The sequence below is a fragment of the Paenibacillus sp. FSL H7-0357 genome (assembly GCF_000758525.1).
GTDB lineage: Bacteria > Bacillota > Bacilli > Paenibacillales > Paenibacillaceae > Paenibacillus_AQ.
In genome coordinates this window covers 5,536,346-5,556,956 of sequence record NZ_CP009241.1, presented here as the reverse complement: position 1 = coordinate 5,556,956, position 20,611 = coordinate 5,536,346, and the positions used below count along the sequence as shown (strand labels likewise).

The 20,611-nt window shown below is 51.8% G+C and carries 22 protein-coding genes; 12 read left to right on the top strand and 10 right to left on the bottom strand.

Annotated elements, in window-relative coordinates; all coding sequences use genetic code 11:
- Nucleotides 1-52 precede the first annotated feature (52 nt).
- The 7 genes from H70357_RS24600 to H70357_RS24570 all read right to left on the bottom strand — a co-directional run bounded on the left by H70357_RS24600 (nucleotide 53) and on the right by H70357_RS24570 (nucleotide 9,567).
- Nucleotides 53-1,990, bottom strand: coding sequence for an NAD(+) synthase (locus tag H70357_RS24600; protein ID WP_038595078.1), 1,938 nt, complete (start codon nucleotides 1,988-1,990; stop codon nucleotides 53-55).
- A gap of 299 nt (nucleotides 1,991-2,289) precedes the next feature.
- Nucleotides 2,290-3,132 (bottom strand): sugar phosphate isomerase/epimerase family protein, encoded by an 843-nt coding sequence (locus H70357_RS24595; protein WP_038595076.1) that lies wholly within the window; start codon nucleotides 3,130-3,132, stop codon nucleotides 2,290-2,292.
- 22 nt (nucleotides 3,133-3,154) lie between these two features.
- A complete protein-coding gene (locus H70357_RS24590) occupies nucleotides 3,155-3,859 on the bottom strand; it encodes a rhamnogalacturonan acetylesterase (RefSeq protein WP_038595074.1) in 705 nt (234 codons plus the stop codon).
- Nucleotides 3,860-3,930: 71 nt separating this feature from the next.
- Entirely contained in the window at nucleotides 3,931-5,331 is a 1,401-nt protein-coding gene (uxaC, locus tag H70357_RS24585; RefSeq protein ID WP_038595072.1) for a glucuronate isomerase, read from the bottom strand.
- 42 nt (nucleotides 5,332-5,373) lie between these two features.
- A complete protein-coding gene (locus tag H70357_RS24580; RefSeq protein ID WP_038595069.1) occupies nucleotides 5,374-6,861 on the bottom strand; it encodes a UxaA family hydrolase in 1,488 nt (495 codons plus the stop codon).
- A gap of 135 nt (nucleotides 6,862-6,996) precedes the next feature.
- Nucleotides 6,997-8,412, bottom strand: a complete 1,416-nt coding sequence (locus tag H70357_RS24575) for a tagaturonate reductase (protein WP_052092228.1) — start codon at nucleotides 8,410-8,412, stop codon at nucleotides 6,997-6,999.
- A gap of 159 nt (nucleotides 8,413-8,571) precedes the next feature.
- On the bottom strand, nucleotides 8,572-9,567 hold the full coding sequence (locus H70357_RS24570; RefSeq protein ID WP_038595067.1) for a LacI family DNA-binding transcriptional regulator: 996 nt from the start codon (nucleotides 9,565-9,567) through the stop codon (nucleotides 8,572-8,574).
- 163 nt (nucleotides 9,568-9,730) lie between these two features.
- On the opposite strand from H70357_RS24570, the gene H70357_RS24565 reads away from it, so the two are divergent.
- Nucleotides 9,731-10,696, top strand: a complete 966-nt coding sequence (locus tag H70357_RS24565; RefSeq protein WP_038595064.1) for a pectinesterase family protein — start codon at nucleotides 9,731-9,733, stop codon at nucleotides 10,694-10,696.
- A gap of 268 nt (nucleotides 10,697-10,964) precedes the next feature.
- On the opposite strand, the gene H70357_RS24560 is transcribed toward H70357_RS24565, so the two are convergent.
- The gene (locus H70357_RS24560) at nucleotides 10,965-11,183 is read right to left on the bottom strand and encodes a hypothetical protein (RefSeq protein WP_038595062.1); all 219 of its coding nucleotides are present in this window, start codon (nucleotides 11,181-11,183) and stop codon (nucleotides 10,965-10,967) included.
- A 164-nt stretch (nucleotides 11,184-11,347) separates the two neighbouring features.
- Between H70357_RS24560 and H70357_RS24555 the strand changes: the two genes are divergently transcribed.
- The 7 genes from H70357_RS24555 (at nucleotide 11,348) to H70357_RS24525 (ending at nucleotide 15,627) form a co-directional block, all read left to right on the top strand.
- Nucleotides 11,348-11,698 carry a DUF3139 domain-containing protein gene (locus H70357_RS24555; protein WP_038595060.1) on the top strand — a complete coding sequence of 117 codons (351 nt, stop codon included), beginning with the start codon at nucleotides 11,348-11,350 and terminating at the stop codon, nucleotides 11,696-11,698.
- Nucleotides 11,699-11,728: 30 nt separating this feature from the next.
- The gene (locus H70357_RS24550) at nucleotides 11,729-12,259 is read left to right on the top strand and encodes a hypothetical protein (RefSeq protein WP_038595058.1); all 531 of its coding nucleotides are present in this window, start codon (nucleotides 11,729-11,731) and stop codon (nucleotides 12,257-12,259) included.
- A gap of 26 nt (nucleotides 12,260-12,285) precedes the next feature.
- A complete protein-coding gene (locus H70357_RS24545) occupies nucleotides 12,286-12,807 on the top strand; it encodes a GNAT family N-acetyltransferase (RefSeq protein WP_331281737.1) in 522 nt (173 codons plus the stop codon).
- A gap of 93 nt (nucleotides 12,808-12,900) precedes the next feature.
- Nucleotides 12,901-14,028, top strand: a complete 1,128-nt coding sequence (locus H70357_RS24540; RefSeq protein WP_038595054.1) for a DNA alkylation repair protein — start codon at nucleotides 12,901-12,903, stop codon at nucleotides 14,026-14,028.
- Nucleotides 14,025-14,306, top strand: coding sequence for a Dabb family protein (locus H70357_RS24535; RefSeq protein WP_038595051.1), 282 nt, complete (start codon nucleotides 14,025-14,027; stop codon nucleotides 14,304-14,306). The genes H70357_RS24540 and H70357_RS24535 overlap by 4 nt, the downstream gene beginning before the upstream one ends.
- A gap of 77 nt (nucleotides 14,307-14,383) precedes the next feature.
- On the top strand, nucleotides 14,384-14,917 hold the full coding sequence (locus H70357_RS24530) for a GNAT family N-acetyltransferase (protein WP_038595049.1): 534 nt from the start codon (nucleotides 14,384-14,386) through the stop codon (nucleotides 14,915-14,917).
- Between the two features lie 158 nt (nucleotides 14,918-15,075).
- On the top strand, nucleotides 15,076-15,627 hold the full coding sequence (locus H70357_RS24525; protein WP_052092227.1) for a hypothetical protein: 552 nt from the start codon (nucleotides 15,076-15,078) through the stop codon (nucleotides 15,625-15,627).
- Between the two features lie 253 nt (nucleotides 15,628-15,880).
- Here H70357_RS24525 and H70357_RS24520 read toward each other — a convergent pair whose 3' ends face one another.
- Nucleotides 15,881-16,435 (bottom strand): hypothetical protein, encoded by a 555-nt coding sequence (locus H70357_RS24520; protein ID WP_038595047.1) that lies wholly within the window; start codon nucleotides 16,433-16,435, stop codon nucleotides 15,881-15,883.
- A 161-nt stretch (nucleotides 16,436-16,596) separates the two neighbouring features.
- Between H70357_RS24520 and H70357_RS24515 the strand changes: the two genes are divergently transcribed.
- The 4 genes from H70357_RS24515 to H70357_RS24500 all read left to right on the top strand — a co-directional run bounded on the left by H70357_RS24515 (nucleotide 16,597) and on the right by H70357_RS24500 (nucleotide 19,213).
- A complete protein-coding gene (locus H70357_RS24515) occupies nucleotides 16,597-17,172 on the top strand; it encodes a TetR/AcrR family transcriptional regulator (RefSeq protein WP_038595045.1) in 576 nt (191 codons plus the stop codon).
- A 150-nt stretch (nucleotides 17,173-17,322) separates the two neighbouring features.
- Complete coding sequence (rnhA, locus tag H70357_RS24510) at nucleotides 17,323-17,991, top strand: ribonuclease H (RefSeq protein ID WP_038595043.1); 669 nt, start codon at nucleotides 17,323-17,325, stop codon at nucleotides 17,989-17,991.
- Between the two features lie 117 nt (nucleotides 17,992-18,108).
- Complete coding sequence (locus H70357_RS24505) at nucleotides 18,109-18,777, top strand: uracil-DNA glycosylase (RefSeq protein WP_038595041.1); 669 nt, start codon at nucleotides 18,109-18,111, stop codon at nucleotides 18,775-18,777.
- 31 nt (nucleotides 18,778-18,808) lie between these two features.
- Nucleotides 18,809-19,213, top strand: a complete 405-nt coding sequence (locus tag H70357_RS24500) for a hypothetical protein (protein WP_038595039.1) — start codon at nucleotides 18,809-18,811, stop codon at nucleotides 19,211-19,213.
- Between the two features lie 106 nt (nucleotides 19,214-19,319).
- Here the strand turns inward: H70357_RS24500 and H70357_RS24495 are convergent, their stop codons facing one another.
- The gene (locus H70357_RS24495; protein ID WP_038595037.1) at nucleotides 19,320-20,420 is read right to left on the bottom strand and encodes an AI-2E family transporter; all 1,101 of its coding nucleotides are present in this window, start codon (nucleotides 20,418-20,420) and stop codon (nucleotides 19,320-19,322) included.
- Nucleotides 20,421-20,611: the final 191 nt, after the last annotated feature.

The following is a 20,611-nucleotide window of genomic DNA, read 5'->3' as shown; positions in this document are numbered from 1 at the left end:
GGAGCATCCGCCAGCGCAGCGGATGCTCCTTTTTGTTCATAAGCCTGTATCTCTACAATTCCTCGACTTCCCGCAGCCAGAGCGCGGCGGAAGCGTCGCTTGGCATCCGCCAGTCGCCGCGCGGTGAAAGACTGACGGTCCCGACCTTCGGGCCGTCCGGCAGGCAGGAGCGTTTGAACTGTTGGGTGAAGAAACGGGTGATGAATACTTTCAGCCACCCGACCAGCTGTTCCCGGGTATAGCCATCGCCGAAGGCATGTTGGGCGAGGTACAGGATTTTGCCGGGGGAAGCGCCGGTGCGGAGCATATAATAGAGGAAAAAATCATGCACAACATAAGGACCGAGTATATTTTCGGTCAATTGGACAATTTCCCCTGTCTTCGAAGGCGGCAGCAGCTCCGGGCTGATCCCCGTTTCAATAACGCTGTAGAGCAGTTTGTTCACCGTCTCGTCCGCTTCGTGATCCGCGTACCAGGCGACGACGTATTGGATCAGTGTCTTCGGAATGCCTGAGTTGACGCTGTACATGGACATATGGTCCCCGTTATAGGTACACCATCCAAGCGCCAGCTCGGACAAGTCGCCGGTGCCGATGACGATGCCGCCGTTTTTGTTGGCCAAATCCATCAGGATTTGTGTCCGTTCCCTGGCTTGTACATTTTCGTAGGTCAAGTCATGAACATCCTTGTCATGGCCGATGTCTTCGAAGTGCTGCAGACAGGCAGCCTTGATATCGACAACCTTAAGTGAAGCTCCAAGCGCTTTGATCAGGCCGACGGCATTATCGTAGGTCCGGTTCGTGGTGCCGAAGCCCGGCATCGTAACGGCGAGCACGTCGCTTGCCGGGCGGCCGAGCAGCTCCATGGCCCGTACGGACACCAGCAGCGCAAGCGTGCTGTCCAGGCCGCCGGAAATACCGATGACGGCCTGCTTGGTGCCGATATGGCGGATTCTTTTCATCAGGCCGGAGGTCTGGATGGAGAGGATCTCACGGCAGCGTTCATCGCGCTGAAGCGGATTGCCGGGAACAAAAGGATTAACGCCGACGGTACGAACGAGTTTCCGTTCACTGTTACGTGGGGCAGGCTCCGCATACAGCACCTCACGATAATTGCGGCCGCCCTTTCCGGCACGGAAGGTACCCATGACCGTGCGGGAATACTGGATTTTCGGGATGTCGATATCGGCGATGATGATCCGGCTCTCATGGGTAAAACGCTCCGATTCCGCAAGTGTCAGACCATTCTCGGCGATCAGGGAATGGCCGCCGAATACGACATCGGTTGTGGATTCGCCGGCATTGCAGCCGGCGTAGACATAACCTGCCACGCAGGAGGCGGACTGGCTGGAGACAAGCTGGCGGCGGTAGTCTGCTTTGCCTACCAGCTCGTTGCTGGCTGAAGGGTTAAACAGCAGCACAGCGCCGGCTTGGGCTAACAGACTACTCGGTGGAACGGGAACCCACAAGTCCTCACAGATTTCAACGCCAAAGGATAAATTGCTGTTCGCTTCACATGCGAAAATAAGATCATTGCCGATGGGAATGGTGATTTCCCCGAGACGCAGCTCTGTGATTTCAAGCTCTTCGGCACCTGCAAACCAGCGCGGTTCATAGAACTCACTGTAGCCGGGAATACAGGTTTTGGGCACAATGCCCAAAATGTTTCCCTGCTGGATGACGGCGGCACAGTTGAACAGCCGTCCCTTAATAGCAATGGGCAGCCCGGCAATGACTACCATGTGAAGTCCGGCACTTGCGGCGGCAATGCTATGAAGGCTCTTCAGAGCCGCATCCAGCAGCGCGGGCTGCAGGAATAAATCTGCACAGGTATAACCAGTGATGCAAAGCTCGGGCAGCACCAGGTACTCCACCTGTTCCTCGTCCGCCTGCTTGATAACCTCAATAATTTGTGCTGCATTAAACTCGCAGTCAGCCACCCGCAGTTCCGGGGAAGCGGCAGCCACCCGCGCGAATCCATAATTATGCATTGGTTTCACCTATCCTTTTTATAATAACGCGTTTCTAATAATTGTACCCATGATTCCCCATCAGTAACAAGCGGCAGTTTCATGAGTTATAGATTACGCGCAGCGGGGCGGGGACGGGGAGTCACAGCAGCATTGGTTAAAATCGAGCCGTGCGTCGTTACATAAAAATGCCCGGAACTCCAGAGAGCCCGGGCATTCAACTGCAGCACCGGATGATTTCAGAGTGCATGTTCTGGAATCATCCGGCATAATAGATACGGTGAATCGGTCCTGAAATGTGTTTGAAATGCAGCGTTTCGCTAGACTTCGCTGTATAACCGCTGCAGGAAATCTACACTTTCCCGCAGATGCGGTTCGGAGGTGCTCTCCAGGAGACCCTGAATGTGCGGGCGCTTGTATTTCATATAATGTAGAATGGGGGCAAACTGCAGATGCCCCTGACCGACAGGAACAATGATGATTTGGCCGTCTTGGACCGTGAAATCCTTCAGATGGATCACCGCGATTCTGTCCCCAAGCAGCTCAAGTGCTTCGGTAATGACCGCTTCCTGCTGCCGGTAATTATCGGGCGACATCAGGTTCGCGCAGTCCAGAATGATCTGCAGATTATTGGAGGGAATCAGATCCAGCAGCCGCCTCGTCAGCTTCGCAGAGTGCAGGGGATGATTCTGGCCTGCCTCAATGCCTACCGTTACGCCGAAACGTTCCGCTTCCGCCACCATGGCCTTGACCGAAACGACTACCTCCTGGAAGGCTTCCTCCGTAAAGTTATCCGTTGTATAGCCCTTGCCTACGCTGCCTGTTTCTGTACCTACCAGGCTGGCTCCGAAATCACGTGCCAGGCGTAGATGGGTGCTGAAATCATTTAGCGCCTGCGCTCTTTTGCCGGGATCGGGATCAATGATATTCACATAGCAGCCGAGAACGGCAATCCGGACCCCGGCTTGCCGGAACGCTTCGCCAAAGTATGCCGCCGTTCCCGGGCTTAATGCCGCCAGAGAGGGGACGCTTTCGGGAAAAGATTTGCGTACCGCAAACTGAATATGCTTAAAGCGGTATTGATCCAGCTTGGCGATCAGCTCCGGCAAAGGAAGCCGGGCAAAATCATGGGCGCGGATGCCAAAATGAAGCGGTGCGGACATAGGGTACATCCCCTTTTCTTAGTTAAATCCGGTTCTGTTGCAATGGTTGCATGTGTTGAATAAGAGCGGACAAGTCTGCAGAATGGCGGATTGCTTCTGCTACCAGCTCTGCCACTTGTTTAGCCCCTTCATTAGAGAAATGGGTATCATCCGTAATCCCTTCCGGATAATTGGGATGCCTGCTCTTGGGCAGATGCATAAATAAATGCCTGGACCCCTCGATACCGAGCTTCCGGTAGAGCTGCTGGGAAGAAGCGAAGAGATCAAGCAGCGGTGTGCCGGTAAGCTCCGCCACTTCACGCATCGCCTGCGGGTAAGCTCCCACCGCCAGCGGATCGGGATCGCCCTGCGGAGTGAAGCGGCGGCGGCTGACAGAGGTCAGCAGGACAGGGAAACCGCCGCGGCTGCGGGCCGAATCAATAAACGTGATCAGATTGAGGCGGTAGTCCTTGCCGGGATCGGTATAGCGGGCCGGATCCTCCTGCTTCTCGTCATTGTGGCCAAACTGAATCAGCAGATAATCACCGGGCTGGAAATCCTGTTCAATATCCGCGAGCCGTCCTTGCTCGAGATATGATTTGGTGCTCCGTCCGTTAATTGCGCGGTTGTCCACGGTGATTTCCGGGCCGAAATAGCCCTGAAGATATTCTCCCCAGCCGGTCATCGGCTTCTGATCGGCACCTTTCTGCGCTGCGGTGGAGTCACCGGCGATATATAGTGTCGGCATGAAGTATTCTCCTTCATTACATATTAATGTTTTTGCGCCAGCTCTTGCAGAGCAGATCGCTCCTGCTTTCTTTATTCTCCGGCTGGAAAACCGAAGAATCCGGCGGCGTTGTTATACGCGATATTCTCCACCAGTTGACCCAGCAGCACTTCGTCATCCGGCGCTTCACCGCGCGCGGCCAGTTCACCGATCAGCCCGCACAGCACACGGCGGAAATATTCGTGGCGGGTGTAGGAGAGGAAGCTGCGGGAATCTGTCAGCATGCCGACAAAATTGCCCAGCAGGCTGTTGTCCGCAAGCAGTGTCAGCTGCTCGCGCATTCCGCTGCGGGTGTCGTTGTACCACCAGCCGGAGCCAAGCTGGAGTTTGCCCGGTGTGTCCTTTTGATAGCAGCCCATCAAGGCCAGCAGGGCGGGATAATCGCCCGGATTCAGCGAATAAAGAATCGTCTTCGGCAGGCCGGTCCCGCATTCTGCGCGGTCGAGCAGCTTAGACAACGCTTCGGTCAGCGGCAGGTCATTCAGGCCGTCATAACCGGTATCCGGTCCCAGCTTCCGGAACATTGGTGTATTGTTGTTGCGGAAGGCGTGCAGATGCAGCTGCATCGTCCAGCCTTTATCGTGATAGAACCCGATTAGAGCCGACAGCAGCTCCGTGCGGTAGAGTGTGACTTCCTCCGGCGAGAGGATTCCGCCCTCCAGCCGCTTGGCGAAGATGGCTTCGGCATCAGCAGGCTCCCCTGCACGGTAGCGCAGCACATCCAGCGCATGGTCGGACAGGCGGCAGCCGTTCTCATGGAAGAATTCCACGCGGTTTCTCAGTGCGTCCAGCAGCGAAGCATACGACACCACGCTTAAACCGGATGCTTCTTCCAGCCGCTTGATCCAGGCCGGGAATCCTTCGGCGTCAATGTTCAGCGCCTTGTCGGGACGGAAGGTAGGGAATACCTTGAAGGCTGTCTCTGAATCTTTTAACAGCCGGTGGTACTCCAGCGTATCAGCCGGATCATCGGTAGTGCAGATGGTCTTGACTCTGGAGCTGCGAATCAGTCCACGGCGCGAGAAGGCCGGTTCCGCCAGCTTGCGGTTGACTTCTTCCCAGATGGCCGGAGCAGACGTTTCGTTGAGCAGCTCATGGATACCGAAAAAACGGCGCAGCTCCAGGTGAGTCCAGCTGTACAGCGGGTTGCCTACGGCTTGCGGTACGGTCCGGGCCCAGGCCAGAAACTTGTCATAATCCGAGGCATCTCCGGTAATATGCGATTCCGGAACCCCGTTGGCACGCATCAGCCGCCATTTGTAATGATCTCCGTAGAGCCAGGCCTCGGTCAGGTTGCTGAATGCACGGTCTTCATAAATCTCTTTTGGATCGAGATGGCAATGGTAATCAATAATGGGCATAGCTTTGGCATGTTGATGGAACAGAAGCCGTGCGGTGTCGGTTGTTAATAGAAAATCATCGTTTAAAAACATAATGACGCTCCCTTTGCATGGATTTGGAATGGAAATAGGGTATTATAGCGTGACTCCAGTTTTGAAAATAGCCAGCTCGCGCACTTCGTTTTGCTCATTCCGTGTTTTTTGACCGCTGGCAACATCGATAATATAGCCGATAAACTCCTCAAGCACATCGGCCATCGGGACCTCCAGCAGCGGACCGGCGTTGAAATCCATCCAATGGCCTTTTTTGGCAAAAAGCTCATTGTTGGTCGCCACCTTAACCGTAGGCACAAAGCTACCAAATGGAGTTCCTCTGCCGGTTGTGAACAATACCAGCTGGCAGTCCGATGCGGCCAGCGCAGATGCGGCCACCAGATCGTTGCCCGGTGCCTGGAGGAGGCTGAGCCCTTTTTTGCGCAGCTTTACGCCATATTGCAGCACATCCACCACAGGGGACGTTCCTGCCTTCTGGGTACAGCCCAGCGATTTGTCTTCCAACGTGCTGATGCCTCCGGCTTTGTTGCCGGGAGAAGGGTTCTCATAGACCGGTTCCCCGTAAGAGAGGAAGTATTGCTTGAAGTTATTGATCAGGGATACGATATCTTCATAGACCTCACGGCTTTCCGCACGGGCCATCAGCATTTTCTCCGCTCCGAACATTTCAGGCACTTCGGTCAGTACCGAGGTTCCGCCCTGGGAGATAATGAAATCGGAAAAAGCGCCCAGCAGCGGGTTGGCGGTAATGCCCGAGAATCCGTCGGAGCCGCCGCATTTCAGCCCGATGTTCAGCTCGCTGAGCGGAACTGTCTCACGGGCATCATCCTTAGCTGCTTCATACAGCTCCTCCAGCAGCGTGAGACCTGCTTCCACTTCATTACCCACTTCCTGGGCGACGAGGAATTTGACCCGCTTCTCGTCATAATCACCCAGCATGCTGCGGAACTCGGAGACAATGTTGTTCTCGCAGCCGAGACCGAAGACGAGCACACCCCCGGCGTTGGGATGATTCACGGCATCCAGCAGAATGCTGCGGGTCATCCGGTGGTCATCGCCAAGCTGGGAGCAGCCGTAAGGATGCTTAAGCACGGTAAAGTTGTCGAAGGTTCCCATATCCGGATGTTCAGCCTTGAATTCCTGCAGCATTTGCTCAGCGATACCGTTCACACAGCCTACTGTGGGAATAATAAACAGATCGTTGCGGATACCAACCTTGCCGTTTGTCCGGCGGTAGCCCTGAAAGGTCAAATCACGGGAAGGGTAAGTGACCGGATGAAGATCGGGCACGTATTCATATTCCTCTTCACCCGCCAGATTCGTCTTGATGTTATGCGTGTGAATCCATTCGCCCGCTTGAATCGGAGCAATCGCGTGGCCGATAGGATAACCATATTTCGTAATAACGTCATCCGCCGCAAAGCTGGTCAACGCTATTTTATGACCCTGCGGGATGTCCTGGACTGCCTTAAGAGTCATTCCTTCAAAAACAAGCTCTTCTCCGGCGGAAATGGGGCGCAGCGCCACAGCTACCGTATCCCGGGGATTCATTTTCATTAGACGCTTCATGCTGTCCCTCCTAAAAGTATGGTGATTTCATTAACTTCCTTGATCAGCTTCCTCTAAAGCTTGCTTTGGAACCTTTAGAAGAAGCTGTGATTGTTAGTCCGCCTATCGTTCATTTACCTGCCAACGGTAGAAGTCTCAGCTTACAAACTGCTCCAGTGCAGCCCGGCTGTCCGAGCTTTCCAGCTTCTGCAGATGGGACGAAAGCACCTCTGCCAGACCCGGCACCTGCGACAAATCTTCACCCCACAGGCTCTCGTCCTTCAATATCGCCTGAACTAAGTTGGCAGGATTGCTCCACGCTTCATCAAAAATGGCCAGCACTTCCGGACTGTCCTGACGCGCCACAAGGTCTCCACGGTAGCTGAGCAGCAGGCCGGCAAAAGAGAGGGTAATCAGCTCCGGCAGCTTGCCGCGCTCCTGCTGGTACTTTAGCAGCACAGGGAGCAGCCGGGTTTTGAATTTGGAGATACTGTTCAGGGAAATGGATGTAAGCTCATGACGGATAAAAGGGTTCTTGAACCGCTCCTGCACAGCGTCAGCATAAGGCAGAAGCTCCTCTTTCGGCAGATCCAGCATCGGGATCAGTTCTTCCTCTATCAGTTCCCGTACAAACCGGGAGAACGTTTGGTCATTCATCACATCCTCAACCGTCTCAAGGCCGGCCATCATGCCCAGTGGCACCATCGCCGTATGAGGGCCATTCAGCAGATGAACCTTCCGTTCACGGTAAGGCGTCATATCATCTGTCACCACGACATTCAGCCCGGCTTCCGCCAGCGGCAGCTTCTCTGCAAGCCATGCCGGGCCTTCAATGACCCAGAATAGAAACGGTTCAGCAGTCACCATCAGGTTGTCAAGATAACCCAGTTCAGCCTCCAGCTCCGCGGCTTTATCACGGGGATACCCTGGTACAATCCGGTCTACCAGACTGCAGCAGAACGTATTCTCCTGTTCCAGCCATTGCAGGAAGGCTTCACCCAGGTTCCATTCCGCAGCGTACTGCTGCACAATTTGCCGCAATTTCTCGCCGTTGCGGTCGATCAGCTCACAAGGGATGATGACGAAGCCTTTTTTGCCCAGTTGAAAACGCCGGTGCAGAAGTGCTGTTAGCTTAGCCGGGAAACTCTTCGGCGGTGTACCGCCCGCGAGGTCGCCCGGATGATAGGCAATCCCGGCTTCAGTGGTGTTGGAAGTGATGAATTCCAGCTCATCGTCCTCAGCCAGAGCGAGATAAGCTTCATAATCGGTATAGGGATTAATCACCCGGCTGACGCTGGAGATGATCTCGCGTGAATTCACAGGCTGCTGCTGCATGATTCCGTTTAGCAGTACAGTGTACAGGTTATCCTGGGCGGCCATCAGCCCGCCAAGACCCTGCTCAATCGGCTGAACCAATACTGCACTTCCGTTAAAGAGTCCTTGATTGTTCATTTGCTGCAGCTGCCAGTCTACGAAGGCGCGCATAAAGTTGCCTTCACCGAACTGAATCATCCGTTCGGGATGCAGGGGCAGATGGGGGTGAGTGCTTCGGGATAAACGGTTTGTCGACATTGGTTTGATCTCCTTTGAGTTCAAATAGTTATATGCACACGTTAACATTTTATTTTAAAAAAGAGAGGCTCTTTTTTAAACAATACCAGGGACCCGGTATTTGCTCTGCCGGAGCGCATTGGACCGGCAGGGCAGGGGCGGGCAGATCCTTCCACATCCCTAAATTTCTGTGACCGTGTCCCGTACGACCAGCGAAGTCTTGACGAACAACTGCTGGGGTTTGGTCTCCGGCTGCTGCAGGAGCTGAATCAGCATCTTGGTGCCGAGCTCACTGATATCGACAATAGGCTTGCGGACCGTAGTCAATGCCGGATTCGTGTAGCGGGCGAACATAATATCGTCGAAGCCGATGAGTGAAATCTGTTGCGGAATGCTGATCTTTCGGGCATAGCAGGCATTCATGGCGCCGATAGCCATATCGTCATTGGAGCAAAAGACGGCCGTAGGCGGATCAGGCAACTCAAGCAGGGTAGACATTGCTGCATATCCGCTTTCAATGCTGTAATCACCGGCTGCAAAATAACTTGAATTCAGTTGAAGCTGGTGAGCGATCAGGCTATCTATGAAGCCCTGTTTACGCTCGGTTGAGGACTTGAAGCCGGGTTTGCCTTCAATAATTGCAAAACGCTGATGCCCTTGTGTTACGGCATAATCGATCGCTTCCTTCACACCTTCGCGGTCATTGGCTACAACGTTCATAATGCCGGGATCCTCCAATTGGCGGTTCAGCACCACAAGCGGGATGCCCATTGTTTTGACATGGTAGATAAAAGCGTTATCCTCGTCGCTCTGGCTCATGACCAGAATACCGTCAAAGCGTTGCGGCTGAATGTTGGCGTAATTGTGAACGCCGTCAATTCCGTTTACAGTCAGGTTAAAGTTCTCATCCAGCACATGGCTGATCCCTTTAATGACGTCGACCAGAAAGCTGGACGATGTTCCCTGATCAATACTGGAGAAGAACAGGCCGATGGTAAAGGACCGTTTGGTGACCAGGCTTTTGGCGCTGTAGTTCGGCACATAATTCATTTCCGCGGCGATTTTCTCGATCTTGTCCCGGGTTACTTTCTTGATTAGCGGGCTGCCGTTTAGTGCTCTGGAAACGGTGGTATGGGAAACGCCGGCAACACGTGCAATATCTTTGATAGTAATCATAATATCTCTCCGGGAAATAGGATTGTTAACGATTCCAGTGTAGTTCCTGAACGGGATCAAGTCAAGCGATTTATGAAATGCACACGTTAAAATTTATGCTGGCAGAACACGCTCCCGGGCGCTATAATTTATTTGCATGCGGACGGAAGAGGAGGAAAATGAAATGCTGGTGGGCAAAGAGGGCTTTTGCGATTTTCATTCGATCCAGGAGGCGGTTGATGCGCTTGAACGGCTGCCTTCAGGTAAAGCGGAGACGTTGTATATTCTGGCCGGTATTTATGAGGAGGCTGTGCGGATCTATCGTTCGGACCTGACGATCAGGGGCATCGGACAAGTAGAGATTACCAACAACCGTTACGCAAGGCAGAAAGATGTGACTGGAGAGGAACAGGGCACCTTTGCCACTCCGACCTTGTTTCTGGGTGGGAGCAGGCTGGTGCTGGAAAACCTGACCCTATCCAATACGGCCGGGCAAGGCACTGAAATCGGGCAAGCGCTTGCAGTATATGCACATTGCGACGAAACGGTCTTCCGCAACTGTATCTTAAAGGGGCACCAGGATACCCTGTTTACTGGCCCGCTGCCTCCGGCGAACAAACAGGGGGGAGCTTTCGGAGGAATCCCCCTCAAAGAGCGGCATAACCATTACCGCCAGCTGTATACCCATTGCTACATAGAAGGTACGGTAGATTTTATTTTTGGCGGTGCGACGGCTTATTTCGAGCATTGCGAAATCCGCAGCCTGCGGCACTACAATGATGGTCCTGGCTATATCACGGCAGGCTCCACACCGCCGGGCCAGCCTTACGGCTACCTGTTCAAGGATTGTTACCTGACAGCTGACCCGAATGTGGATGAAGTGTATTTGGGCCGTCCCTGGCGCGGCTATGCCAAGACAGAGATGCTGAATTGCCGCATGGGCGGGCATATTCATCCAAGCGGTTGGGATAACTGGGAGGATCCGGCCAATGAAGTGACCGTCCGTTACCGCGAATATGGTTTAGCGAAGGATGACCCTTTGAGGAAACAGCGTGTAGGCTGGGCTATTTTGCCGGACATGGGGGAAGAGGCGCCGAGGAAAGAGCAGGTTTTTGCCGGTACGGATTTTTGGAAAGTGTGGAAGGAGTGAGCGGAAACAGACAGGACCGGTAATTCCCTGCCCATTTTGAACAATTGTTTATTTGATGAGCCGCCGGGGAGCCTACTATGAGCTGGAACAAATGCAGGGATAAGTTAGCCCGCTGCAAGGGCATAAAAAAGTGGACACCAGGTCAATTCAAGTGTCCGCTTTTTTGCGTTGGGGCCATCTTTAAATCCGGATAGTTATTGTTTTACTAGAAAAAGCAGGGGAATTGCCCTGAAAAGGGGAAATTAAAATAAAGCTTATGTGCGGTGCGTTAGGCCTTGTTATGCTGAAACTTCGTAATATCCCTGTCATAGTGCGAGATGGAGCCGTCGAATCTTTTTAAGCGTACATACTCTTCGGAGAATTTCTCAACAATCCCGAAGCCTACCTGGGAGTACATTCCATCGGGGTCAAGCTGCAGCGCGGACACAAAGGTCTGCGACAAGGCAGCAACAAAAAAATCGGCATTTTTAACAAGTGTTTGCGGCATAGTCCCGTCCCTCCGTTTATCGGCTCGAATTTTAATCGTTCCATAAAGTCATTTCAATCATTTTACGACAGGCTGTGACTTTTGAAAATAGGATTTAATTTGTAATATTTGCGAAAATAAAACTGTGGTTATACAGGGAGGCAGGTGGCTTTCTAGTGAGGCCTATGAGGAAATTCGCTTACAGAGCGCTTGTTGTGCTGATTCTGCTAGTTATTTTGACTGCTGTAGTATACGTGCAAGTCAACAAATTCATCTTTTCTCACAGGGTAAAGGCCTATCTGATCGAAGAGAAGGGTTACAGCGATGAAACGATATCTTCGGTAAAAGGGGTTTGGGGAATCAAAGCACCGCCTTTTTTTGCCGTAGTGAGTTTTAGCGATGAGCCTGAGGTGGAGTATACTTATTTTGCCCATAATGAAGTAATGCAGTTCAGCCATGAGATCAGTCTTAAAGGCCGGAAGTCGGGAATCCGCGAGTCCAGTCTTAAGCATATTGAGCCCTATAATCCTTATTAAATACAATCTACAGAACAAGGTGGAACCCTCATGAATGACCTGACACAGCAAGCAAAAGAATGTTTTGCCCGGTATTTGGGCAGCTTTGTGCAGATGCACCGTGAAGGTGTGCTGGAGCAGTACAAGCAATATGAAATTCCAAGGGAAATGGAGCTGCAATGGTTTCAGGAGATGGTAACCGGTTATTTGCAGCAATTGTCGATCCGTGATTGGGAGGCGGTGTCCGCACTGGATGCACTTTCCAGACAGTTCCAGGCTCCTGTTATCGTAGAAAATACAGCTTCCTTCGCTGCCCGTAACCTGCTCAGCGCCGACAGTATCGTCCGGCTGATGTATGCCGAAAGTCTGGTGGGAATCATCCGCTCGAACAAAGGGGTCATTCCCCGCGATCTTTTGTTCAGCGCTTGCCGCACAACGGTTCAATTGCTTGAGTCTGTGATTGCAGAGCCGCTGGTCATAGATCCCGGACATGAACTGCAGTCGCTTGGACTTAAAGATAAGCGTGGGCTGAACAGCAGAGCGAAAAAAAGCATAGAAGAGATAGAAGTGCTGATCAATTAAAGCAAGCAAAGCAATATCGAAAGGGGATGGAAGATTTGCACTTAAGAACAGAAACAACGGATGATTACCAACGAGTATTTGATCTAAATTACCGGGCTTTTGGAAACCGCGAGGATGAATCGAGGCTGATTGAAAGAATAAGAGAGTCGGCAGACTTCATTCCTGAGCTTTCCATTGTGGCTGTGGAGAATGAGATGGTCATCGGACATATTTTGTTAAGCGGAGCCAAGGTTACCGATGGTACTGCGGCCCATAACGTTATTGCTCTTGCCCCTATAGCTGTACATCCCGACTATCAGGGAAAAGGCGTGGGAGGACGGCTCATCGAGGAGGGGCTCAGCCGCTGCAAGGCGCTGGGATACGGGCTTGTGCTGCTGATCGGCCATCCCTCTTATTATCCCAAATTCGGCTTTACACCAGCACGTGCATTTGGGCTGGAGCTAAAGCAAATTGAGGTGCCGGACGAGGTATTCCAGGTGTATGAGTTACAGGAAGGCCAGCTGGGGGACATTAAAGGTGAGCTGAGGTATCCAGAGGCGTTCTTTTGACACTTAAATGAATATGACATAAGGCTGTCTGGTTCGTTATGCTACGCTTTCCTGACAGAGAGTCTGAATGAAACAGCAGGAGGAGACTAACGTATGGCTGAACCATTAAAAGCAATGTACAACGAGGAATTTCTGCGCGGCTTCGGCGGAAAGATTAAAGCCATATACGGGCTGTTCGATCTGGAAGGCTTCGTCCGGTCGGCGATGAAGGCGCCTTGGGAGGAACTGGAGCTTAAGGGACGGATGCGGCGCATTACAGAGGCGCTTGGGTCTTCTTTGCCCCCGGGGTATGAGGACGCCTTGGATATTCTGTATGCAATAGATGCTCAATGTGTAGGGTTTCCGTACCTGATCTTCCCCGACTTTGTCGAGGTGTACGGGCAGGCGGAGGAACACTGGGAACGGTCGATGGCGGCACTGGAGCGGTTCACAAGAGGATCGTCGGCGGAATTTGCCGTTCGTCCCTTCCTGCTGCGCGATCCGCAGCGGATGATGGCGCAGATGCTGCGCTGGTCCGGCCATTCCAGCGAGCATGTGCGGCGGCTGGCCAGTGAGGGTAGCCGGCCCCGTCTGCCGTGGGGGCAGGCGCTGCCTATGTTCAAGCGTGATCCGGCTCCGGTGCTGCCGGTGCTGGAACGGCTGAAGGCTGACCCGTCGCTGTATGTGCGCAAGAGTGTGGCCAACAATTTGAATGATATCGCGAAGGATCATCCTGATGTTGTCATCGGGATTGCCCAACGCTGGAAAGGTGAGAATGAATACACGGACTGGATTGTGCGGCATGCCTGCCGTTCGCTGATCCGCAAGGCGGTCCCGGAAATTATGGAACTGTTTGGATATGCGGCTGAAGCGGAGGACACACCGCTTGTTGCCGATGCCTCGCTTTCTGTCGATCCGGCTATCGTGCAGATTGGGGGAAGCTGCGAACTGCGGTACAGCCTTGATATTGCTCAAGGCGGCCCTGTGCGAATCCGGATTGAATATGGCATTGATTTTGTGAAAGCCGGAGGAAAGATATCACGCAAATTATTTCTCCTGTCTGATAAAACAGTGCCCGGCGGCAGTACTTTAAAGGCCACACGGACACACCGCTGGGGTGATTTGACGACCCGCCGCCATTATCCGGGAGAACACCGGATAACGCTGCTGGTGAACGGACGCGAAGCTGCTACGGCCATGCTGCAGCTGGAGAAGCAGGAGAAGGGGGATATCGGGCTGTGATTATCAACAATTTAATAATCAAGCTGAAGGACAGCAGTCCGGGCAGCATAGCCAAGACAAGAGAGGTATTGCTTGGCATGCGCGAGAGAATAGAGTATATCCGCGATCTGAAAGTAGAGATTGACGTCCGAAGCGGCTCGTATGATCTTATGCTAATCGTTCAGTATGCATCAATGGCGGACATGGAGGCTTATCTGGTGCATCCTTATCATCTTGAGGTGTCCGGTTACATTGCGGGCGTGCTGGAATCGTCAGCTTCCCTCTGCTATATAGATTGAACTTAAGAATTACATGTAGTCACGGCCAATCCCAAAATAGAAGAATTATAAGTTCAATTTATATTGGGGGGGATAAAGTGAATTTTGAATTTCCTGTATTGGAGACGGACAGGCTTAGATTAAGAGAAATTACAGCAGAGGATGCCGAGGGGATCTTCGCCTGCTTTTCCAGCAGCGAGGTCATGCGCTACTACGGGCAGGAGCCGCTTACGACACTTGCACAGGCGGAGGGATATGTTGATTTCTTCGCAGACAGCTTCCGGGACAAGCGAGGTATCCGGTGGGGCATTGAGCTTAAGGGCAGCAAAGGGCTTATCGGGACGATCGGGTTTAACGCCTGGTCACCAAAGTACCAACGGGCCGAAATTGGCTATGAGCTCAATCCGGATTTTTGGCGCAAAGGTTATGCCGCGGAAGCGGTGTCCAGGGTTCTAGCTTATGGCTTCGAAAGAATGGAGCTGACCCGGATCGGCGCTGTAGTATTCACTGGAAATGAAGCCTCTAAAGCGCTGCTGGTTAAACAGGGGTTTCAGCAAGAGGGGCTATTAAGAAACTATATGGTCCAGGACGGCAAGCCGCATGACGCAAATGTATATTCCATCGTAAAATGAGCAAGTGTTCTCTGAGTACAGCATTTACAAAGATACGATCCCACGCGGATGGTATCTTTTTCTAGTTTTCGGCAGCCTATCTGCAACATATTGGAGTGTTATCATCGTTTAGAAAGAAATGGAGCAAGCGCGGGAAACCGCCAAAGGAGGAAATGAAGATGTTTAAGCTGCTGGCCTGTCTGCCGCTGCTGCTGGTTCTGCTGCTTGCAGGGTGTGAAAGCACGGATGGAGGAAACGGAAGCACTACACAGTCTGCAGCTCCAATGCAGAGGCCTGACCACCGTATGCCTGAAGTGATGCCGGAGGATTTTGCCTTCTCTGTCCGTTTCGGAATTACCGGGAAGAATGAAATTAATACCTTTGAGGGCACCGTAACCAAGGATTTGGTGACCCAAGGTGAGGCAACTGCGGATCTGACGTTTACCGGGAGCGAAATGGCGGACATCTATACCCGCCTGCGGGATATTGATGTAATGGGTGAGCTGAAGCTGGAACCGGCGAGGCAAAACTGCAACCAGACACCCTATGATGAAGAGCATTGGCAGATAAGGCTGAATGGAGAAGAGCAAACACTGGAATGGTCCGAGGAAAAATGCGAGGTCACCGAAGATGCCAAAAAGCTGAAGGAAATAAGAAGCTATATCTTTGAACTCGTCAAGAAAAAAGCGGAATATCTGGAGATGCCTGAAGCGGTGGGCGGATATGACTGAGTGGAGAAGGGATATGCGGAATTAGTAATAAACACAGGGCTATCCCATAAGTAGATATTCCTACTACCTGCTCAAAAAACGAGGGGTGTCCCAAGCAGCCATTTCACGGCTTTTGGGACACCCCCTGCGATCGGACGGAAATTAGTCCGTTATATTGCCGGCCATTCCGACGACATAACTCCGCAGTCCGCCAGAGAGTGTATTCAGCAAGGCTGCGGATATCGTGATTGCCGGCAATCAAGCTCCCCACGGTTTATTTCTTCACTTCTGTGACGCCGGATACAATGCCCTGATCTGATGAGTCGAAGGTGGATTGATATTGAGCATTCGCGAAATAGACGTTGCCCTTGATGGTGGCATTCACAACGCTGAAGCCGTCCGCCTCCACATAAACGTCCCCGACAAAAGTACCGCCCTGAATCCGGGCATTTTCACTCTTAATGGTGATTTTGGGAGCAGTCAGTATGAACGAGTTAGTGATGTTGTGCTCCGCATCCTGGGTATAGAGGGCGATTTTGCGCGCCGGTTCTTCCTTGTTGATGAACTGGCCGTCCACAACGAGGTCTTCGGTGAACGTAAGGTCATTCAAGGTTGCGGCAATCCAGGTTCCGTCTTTGCTGATCGCTTTTTTGAAATCCTCTCCATTGTTAACTACGGATGCTGAGGTAACAGCGTCAGTGGTTTCCGTAACATTGGTATTGCCGTTTGCGGACGTATTTGGATTTGCCGCATTATTGTTGTTCGAGTTACCGCATCCTACGAGTAGGGTCAAAGCGAATACTGCGGCCAGGCCTGCAATCTTTCCCATCTAAAGAACCTCCTTATGGTGTGTGTGACTTTGTGGTATGTTCTTTCAAAATTAATGTAGAATGATTAGTGCGGAAATATTGCGATGGAATTCACATTTCCTACATTATATTTACCGATCGTTCTATAAATGGTAAAATCGACCCAGAGAGGAGCATGATGATGGCAAGAAGCAAAGAGTTCGATATCGACAATGTACTCGGTAAAGCCATGAATGTTTTCTGGCAGCAGGGCTATGAGAAAACCTCCATGCAGGACCTGGTGACCGGAATGGGAATTCATAAGCGCAGCATGTATGATACTTTTGGCGACAAGCATACTTTATATATGAAAGCTATAGACCGGTATGTGCAGAATACCTCAGCCAAGATGGAAGAACAGGTGAAGGAAGCGGCCTCAGCAAAAGGGGCAATTCGTCAACTGTTTGAACTGATTCTTCAGATGGCAGAAATGGACCCGAAGGGCTGCCTGCTTGTGAACACTGCGGTTGAGCTGTCCTATCATGATCCCGAGGCAGCAGCCAGAGTGAATGAAGCGTTCCTGGATACAGAGCAGCTTATTGAGAAATTGCTGCTGGATGGCCAGGCAAGCGGTGAAATCTCCAGACGCCGTCCGGCGTCGGATCTGGCGGCATATCTGCACAACGCGCTGGTAGGACTGCGGGTAATGGTCAAAACAACCAGGGATGTAGACAAACTACAAGGGATTATAGATACTACGCTTGTGGTGCTCGATTAAACTTCTCGTATAGTATGAGCTTGTGCCGGGTCAAATATCCGCAGATTTTTGAGCGGCAACAGGCTCTGAATATAATTTGGCTTCAATATGGCCGCAGTTTGGATTACAATATTCTTCTGATGAATTTTTACGCGAAGGAAGGTCTGTACCATGGCTAAGCAGAAATTTTATGTAGTATGGGAAGGCAAACAGCCGGGAGTGTATGGTACATGGGCAGAATGCCAAGCCCAGACGGATCATTACACCGGAGCGAAATACAAGTCCTATGAATCCAGAGCTGCCGCAGACGCAGCGTACAAAGCTGGCTGGAAGGGGAATTGGGGAACGGGGGCATCCTCATCTGCTTCCGGTAGCACAAAGGGGAAACCGGCTGCCTCACGGGGACGGAGCGCTAGTGTAGAAACCTCGGCAGAGATAGACTATGACAGCATATCCGTTGATGTCGGCACACGGGGCAATCCGGGACCGGTAGAATACAAGGGTGTGGACACTCAGACCGGCGACATTATATTCAGCTGCGGACCCATTAAGAAAGGTACGAATAATCTGGGAGAATTTCTGGCAATTGTTCATGCGCTGGCCCTGCTGAAGAAAGAGGGCAGCAGCAGGACGGTTTACAGTGATTCAGTGAACGCGATGAAATGGGTCAAGCAGAAAAAGGTGGCCACGACTCTGCCTAGAGATGCCTCTACAGAGGAGATTTGGATACTGATTGACCGCGCCGAGCGTTGGCTGCAGAGCAATACTTATGACAACAAGCTGCTGAAATGGCAGACCAAAGAGTGGGGCGAGATCAAAGCGGATTACGGGCGGAAATAGCCCTGGCAACCCAGCTTTAGAGCTGCCCTGCCACTGGAGTGCGTAAGCCAGCCTTATATTATGGGTAATAACAGGTAATGAATAATGATTACGTGAAAGACCGGAAGGAGAACGGGGATGTTCGGCAACGATTGGGATGAGGTATTGCAGGAGGAAACAACAAAGTCCTACTTTCAGGAACTACGCTACACGCTTGCGGGTGAATATAAACAACATACAGTTTATCCGCCTAAAGAGCTGTTGTTCTCGGCGCTCAAGCTGACACCTTACAGCAAGACCCGGGTGGTTATTCTGGGACAGGATCCTTATCATGGTGCGGGACAAGCTCACGGGTTAAGCTTCTCAGTGAAGCCCGGGGTGCGTATTCCGCCTTCGCTGCGCAATATTTATGCGGAGCTCCATACGGATACCGGGCTGCCGGTTCCGAACCACGGCTCACTGCTGCACTGGGCCGAAGAGGGTGTCCTCATGCTGAACGCAGTGCTGACTGTGCGCGAAGGCCAGCCCAATTCACATAAGGGGCTAGGCTGGGAGACTTTCACTGACGCCATCATGGAGAAGCTGAATGAACGGACGGAGCCGATGGTATTTATTCTGTGGGGAAGCCATGCTCAGCAAAAAGGGGCTTATATCGACCGGGACCGGCATATGGTGATTCAGTCACCGCATCCGAGTCCGTTCTCGGCACATCGCGGCTTTCTGGGCAGCCGCCCCTTCTCCAGAGCCAATCAGTATCTGGAGTCACATGGTCTTAGAGGAATAGATTGGTCCATACCGAATGTATAGGTAGCACGGACACAGCGAAGGGGGTGGAGCAATGAAGCATTGGGTTGGCAGACCGGTCATTATGTATTGCGGGGAAGAGCCCTACACCATTATGAAGGGCGTTCTGCGCAAATGGGATCCAGCCGCTTCGGTGGCCGTGATCGGCCATCAGGAAATTGCTGTACCTTTTCGTGACATTGTGTTCATTAAGGCTCTGGCTCCCAAAGAGAGAGCCTTGCCCCCGGTTCTTCATTCCGTTGGATATGTCATGAGAGAGCGCCAGCAGTTCGATAACGCAGTTTATTTTAAATCAGCAGTAACCGTGTGGAAAGGTGATCAGCTGATTGCTTTTAATACAACTATAGCTTCGCATACCAAAGGTTCGGTTACCCTGGTGGACGGGCAGAATCTGATGAAAGGCACACACATCTTTGTCGTCCGCTCCCTGCGGGGCTGAGCAAGACAAAACAAAAAACGGCTGCACCCTCCCGATTAAGGATGGCGCAGCTGTTTTTTGTTTTGTTTCAGGGGCCTATATGAGAAGTTAGCCTAACCAACAGCTGCTATAGCTGTTCTTCCTTGATGACCTCAACCTCTTCAACACGTTCCGCGATGATAATCTCATAGATTCGCAGGAATATGATTTTGATAATCATATACACGGGAAGAGCAATCAGCACACCGATGATGCCGAAGAAATCTCCGCCGATCAGCACAAGGAGTACCGTCGTGAGCGGGTGAACATCCAGCGACTTGCCGTAAATAATCGGAGAAAGCACATTATCTTGAATTTGCTGGGCGACCACAATAATGACCAAAGACCAAATCGCCATGGATGGCGAATCAATGAATCCCACAATGACTACCGGGATTGCCGCCAGCAGAGAACCGACATAAGGAATGAAATTAAGCGGTATGGAAATTACGGCGAGCAGGAGCGAATAGGGCAATCCAATAATCAGAAAGCCGATATAGAGCATAATTCCCAGCACAACATTGAGCAGTACCCGGGTCACGATAAAACCGCTGAGTGCGCTGTCGATATCCTTCAGCATTTCCTGGCCTTCCTTGCGGTACTTTTTCGGAATCAGGCTCTGCAGAATAGGGGACAGCTTGTGTCCGTCCTTCAGCATGTAATAAAGAATAATCGGCAAAGTGGCGATGACCACTACAATGCTTGAAATGACACCGATAAGATTGGTCATCGAATTGGTGACCCAGGTAATCCCATCGTTCAAATATCCTGAGAGCCGGGCGGCCACGTCGGTATCCCCTTTGAAGAATCTTGATAATGAAGGATCATTCTGCAGCTTGTTGAACTGATCCTGCATTCCCTGAACCAGGTAAGGGGTGTTGTCAATAAAGTTCTGAATCTGTTCACGAAGTGTCGGCCAGACCAGCACCCAGAACAGGATGAATAGTCCCACAGCGACAAGATAGATCAGCAGGATGGATAATCCGCGTCCCAGTTTATGGCGCTCCAGGAATGAGACCAGCGGCCGCAGCAGGTAATACATGAATCCGGACAGCATCATCGGCACAAGCAGCAGATTCAGGATCGCCACCACAGGAGTGAACAGAAAAATAACTTTGGAGCCCAGATACAGAATCGTCAGAAAGGCGATAATGGCTAGGCATGTTCGAAAATACTTGCTTTGTAGCATAGCAGCCTCCCCTTCATTCTAAATAATGCCTGTATGTATCAGCATCAGGATCATTGGTAGATCTACCAATATACTAATAGTACATTAAAATCGCGGTAAATCTAAACCCGATTCTATCTTTATAACCGATATACGAGAGTTTGATTCAAGTTTATCCGGAACCAGGACAACCGGCCGGCCGGTTCAAGCCG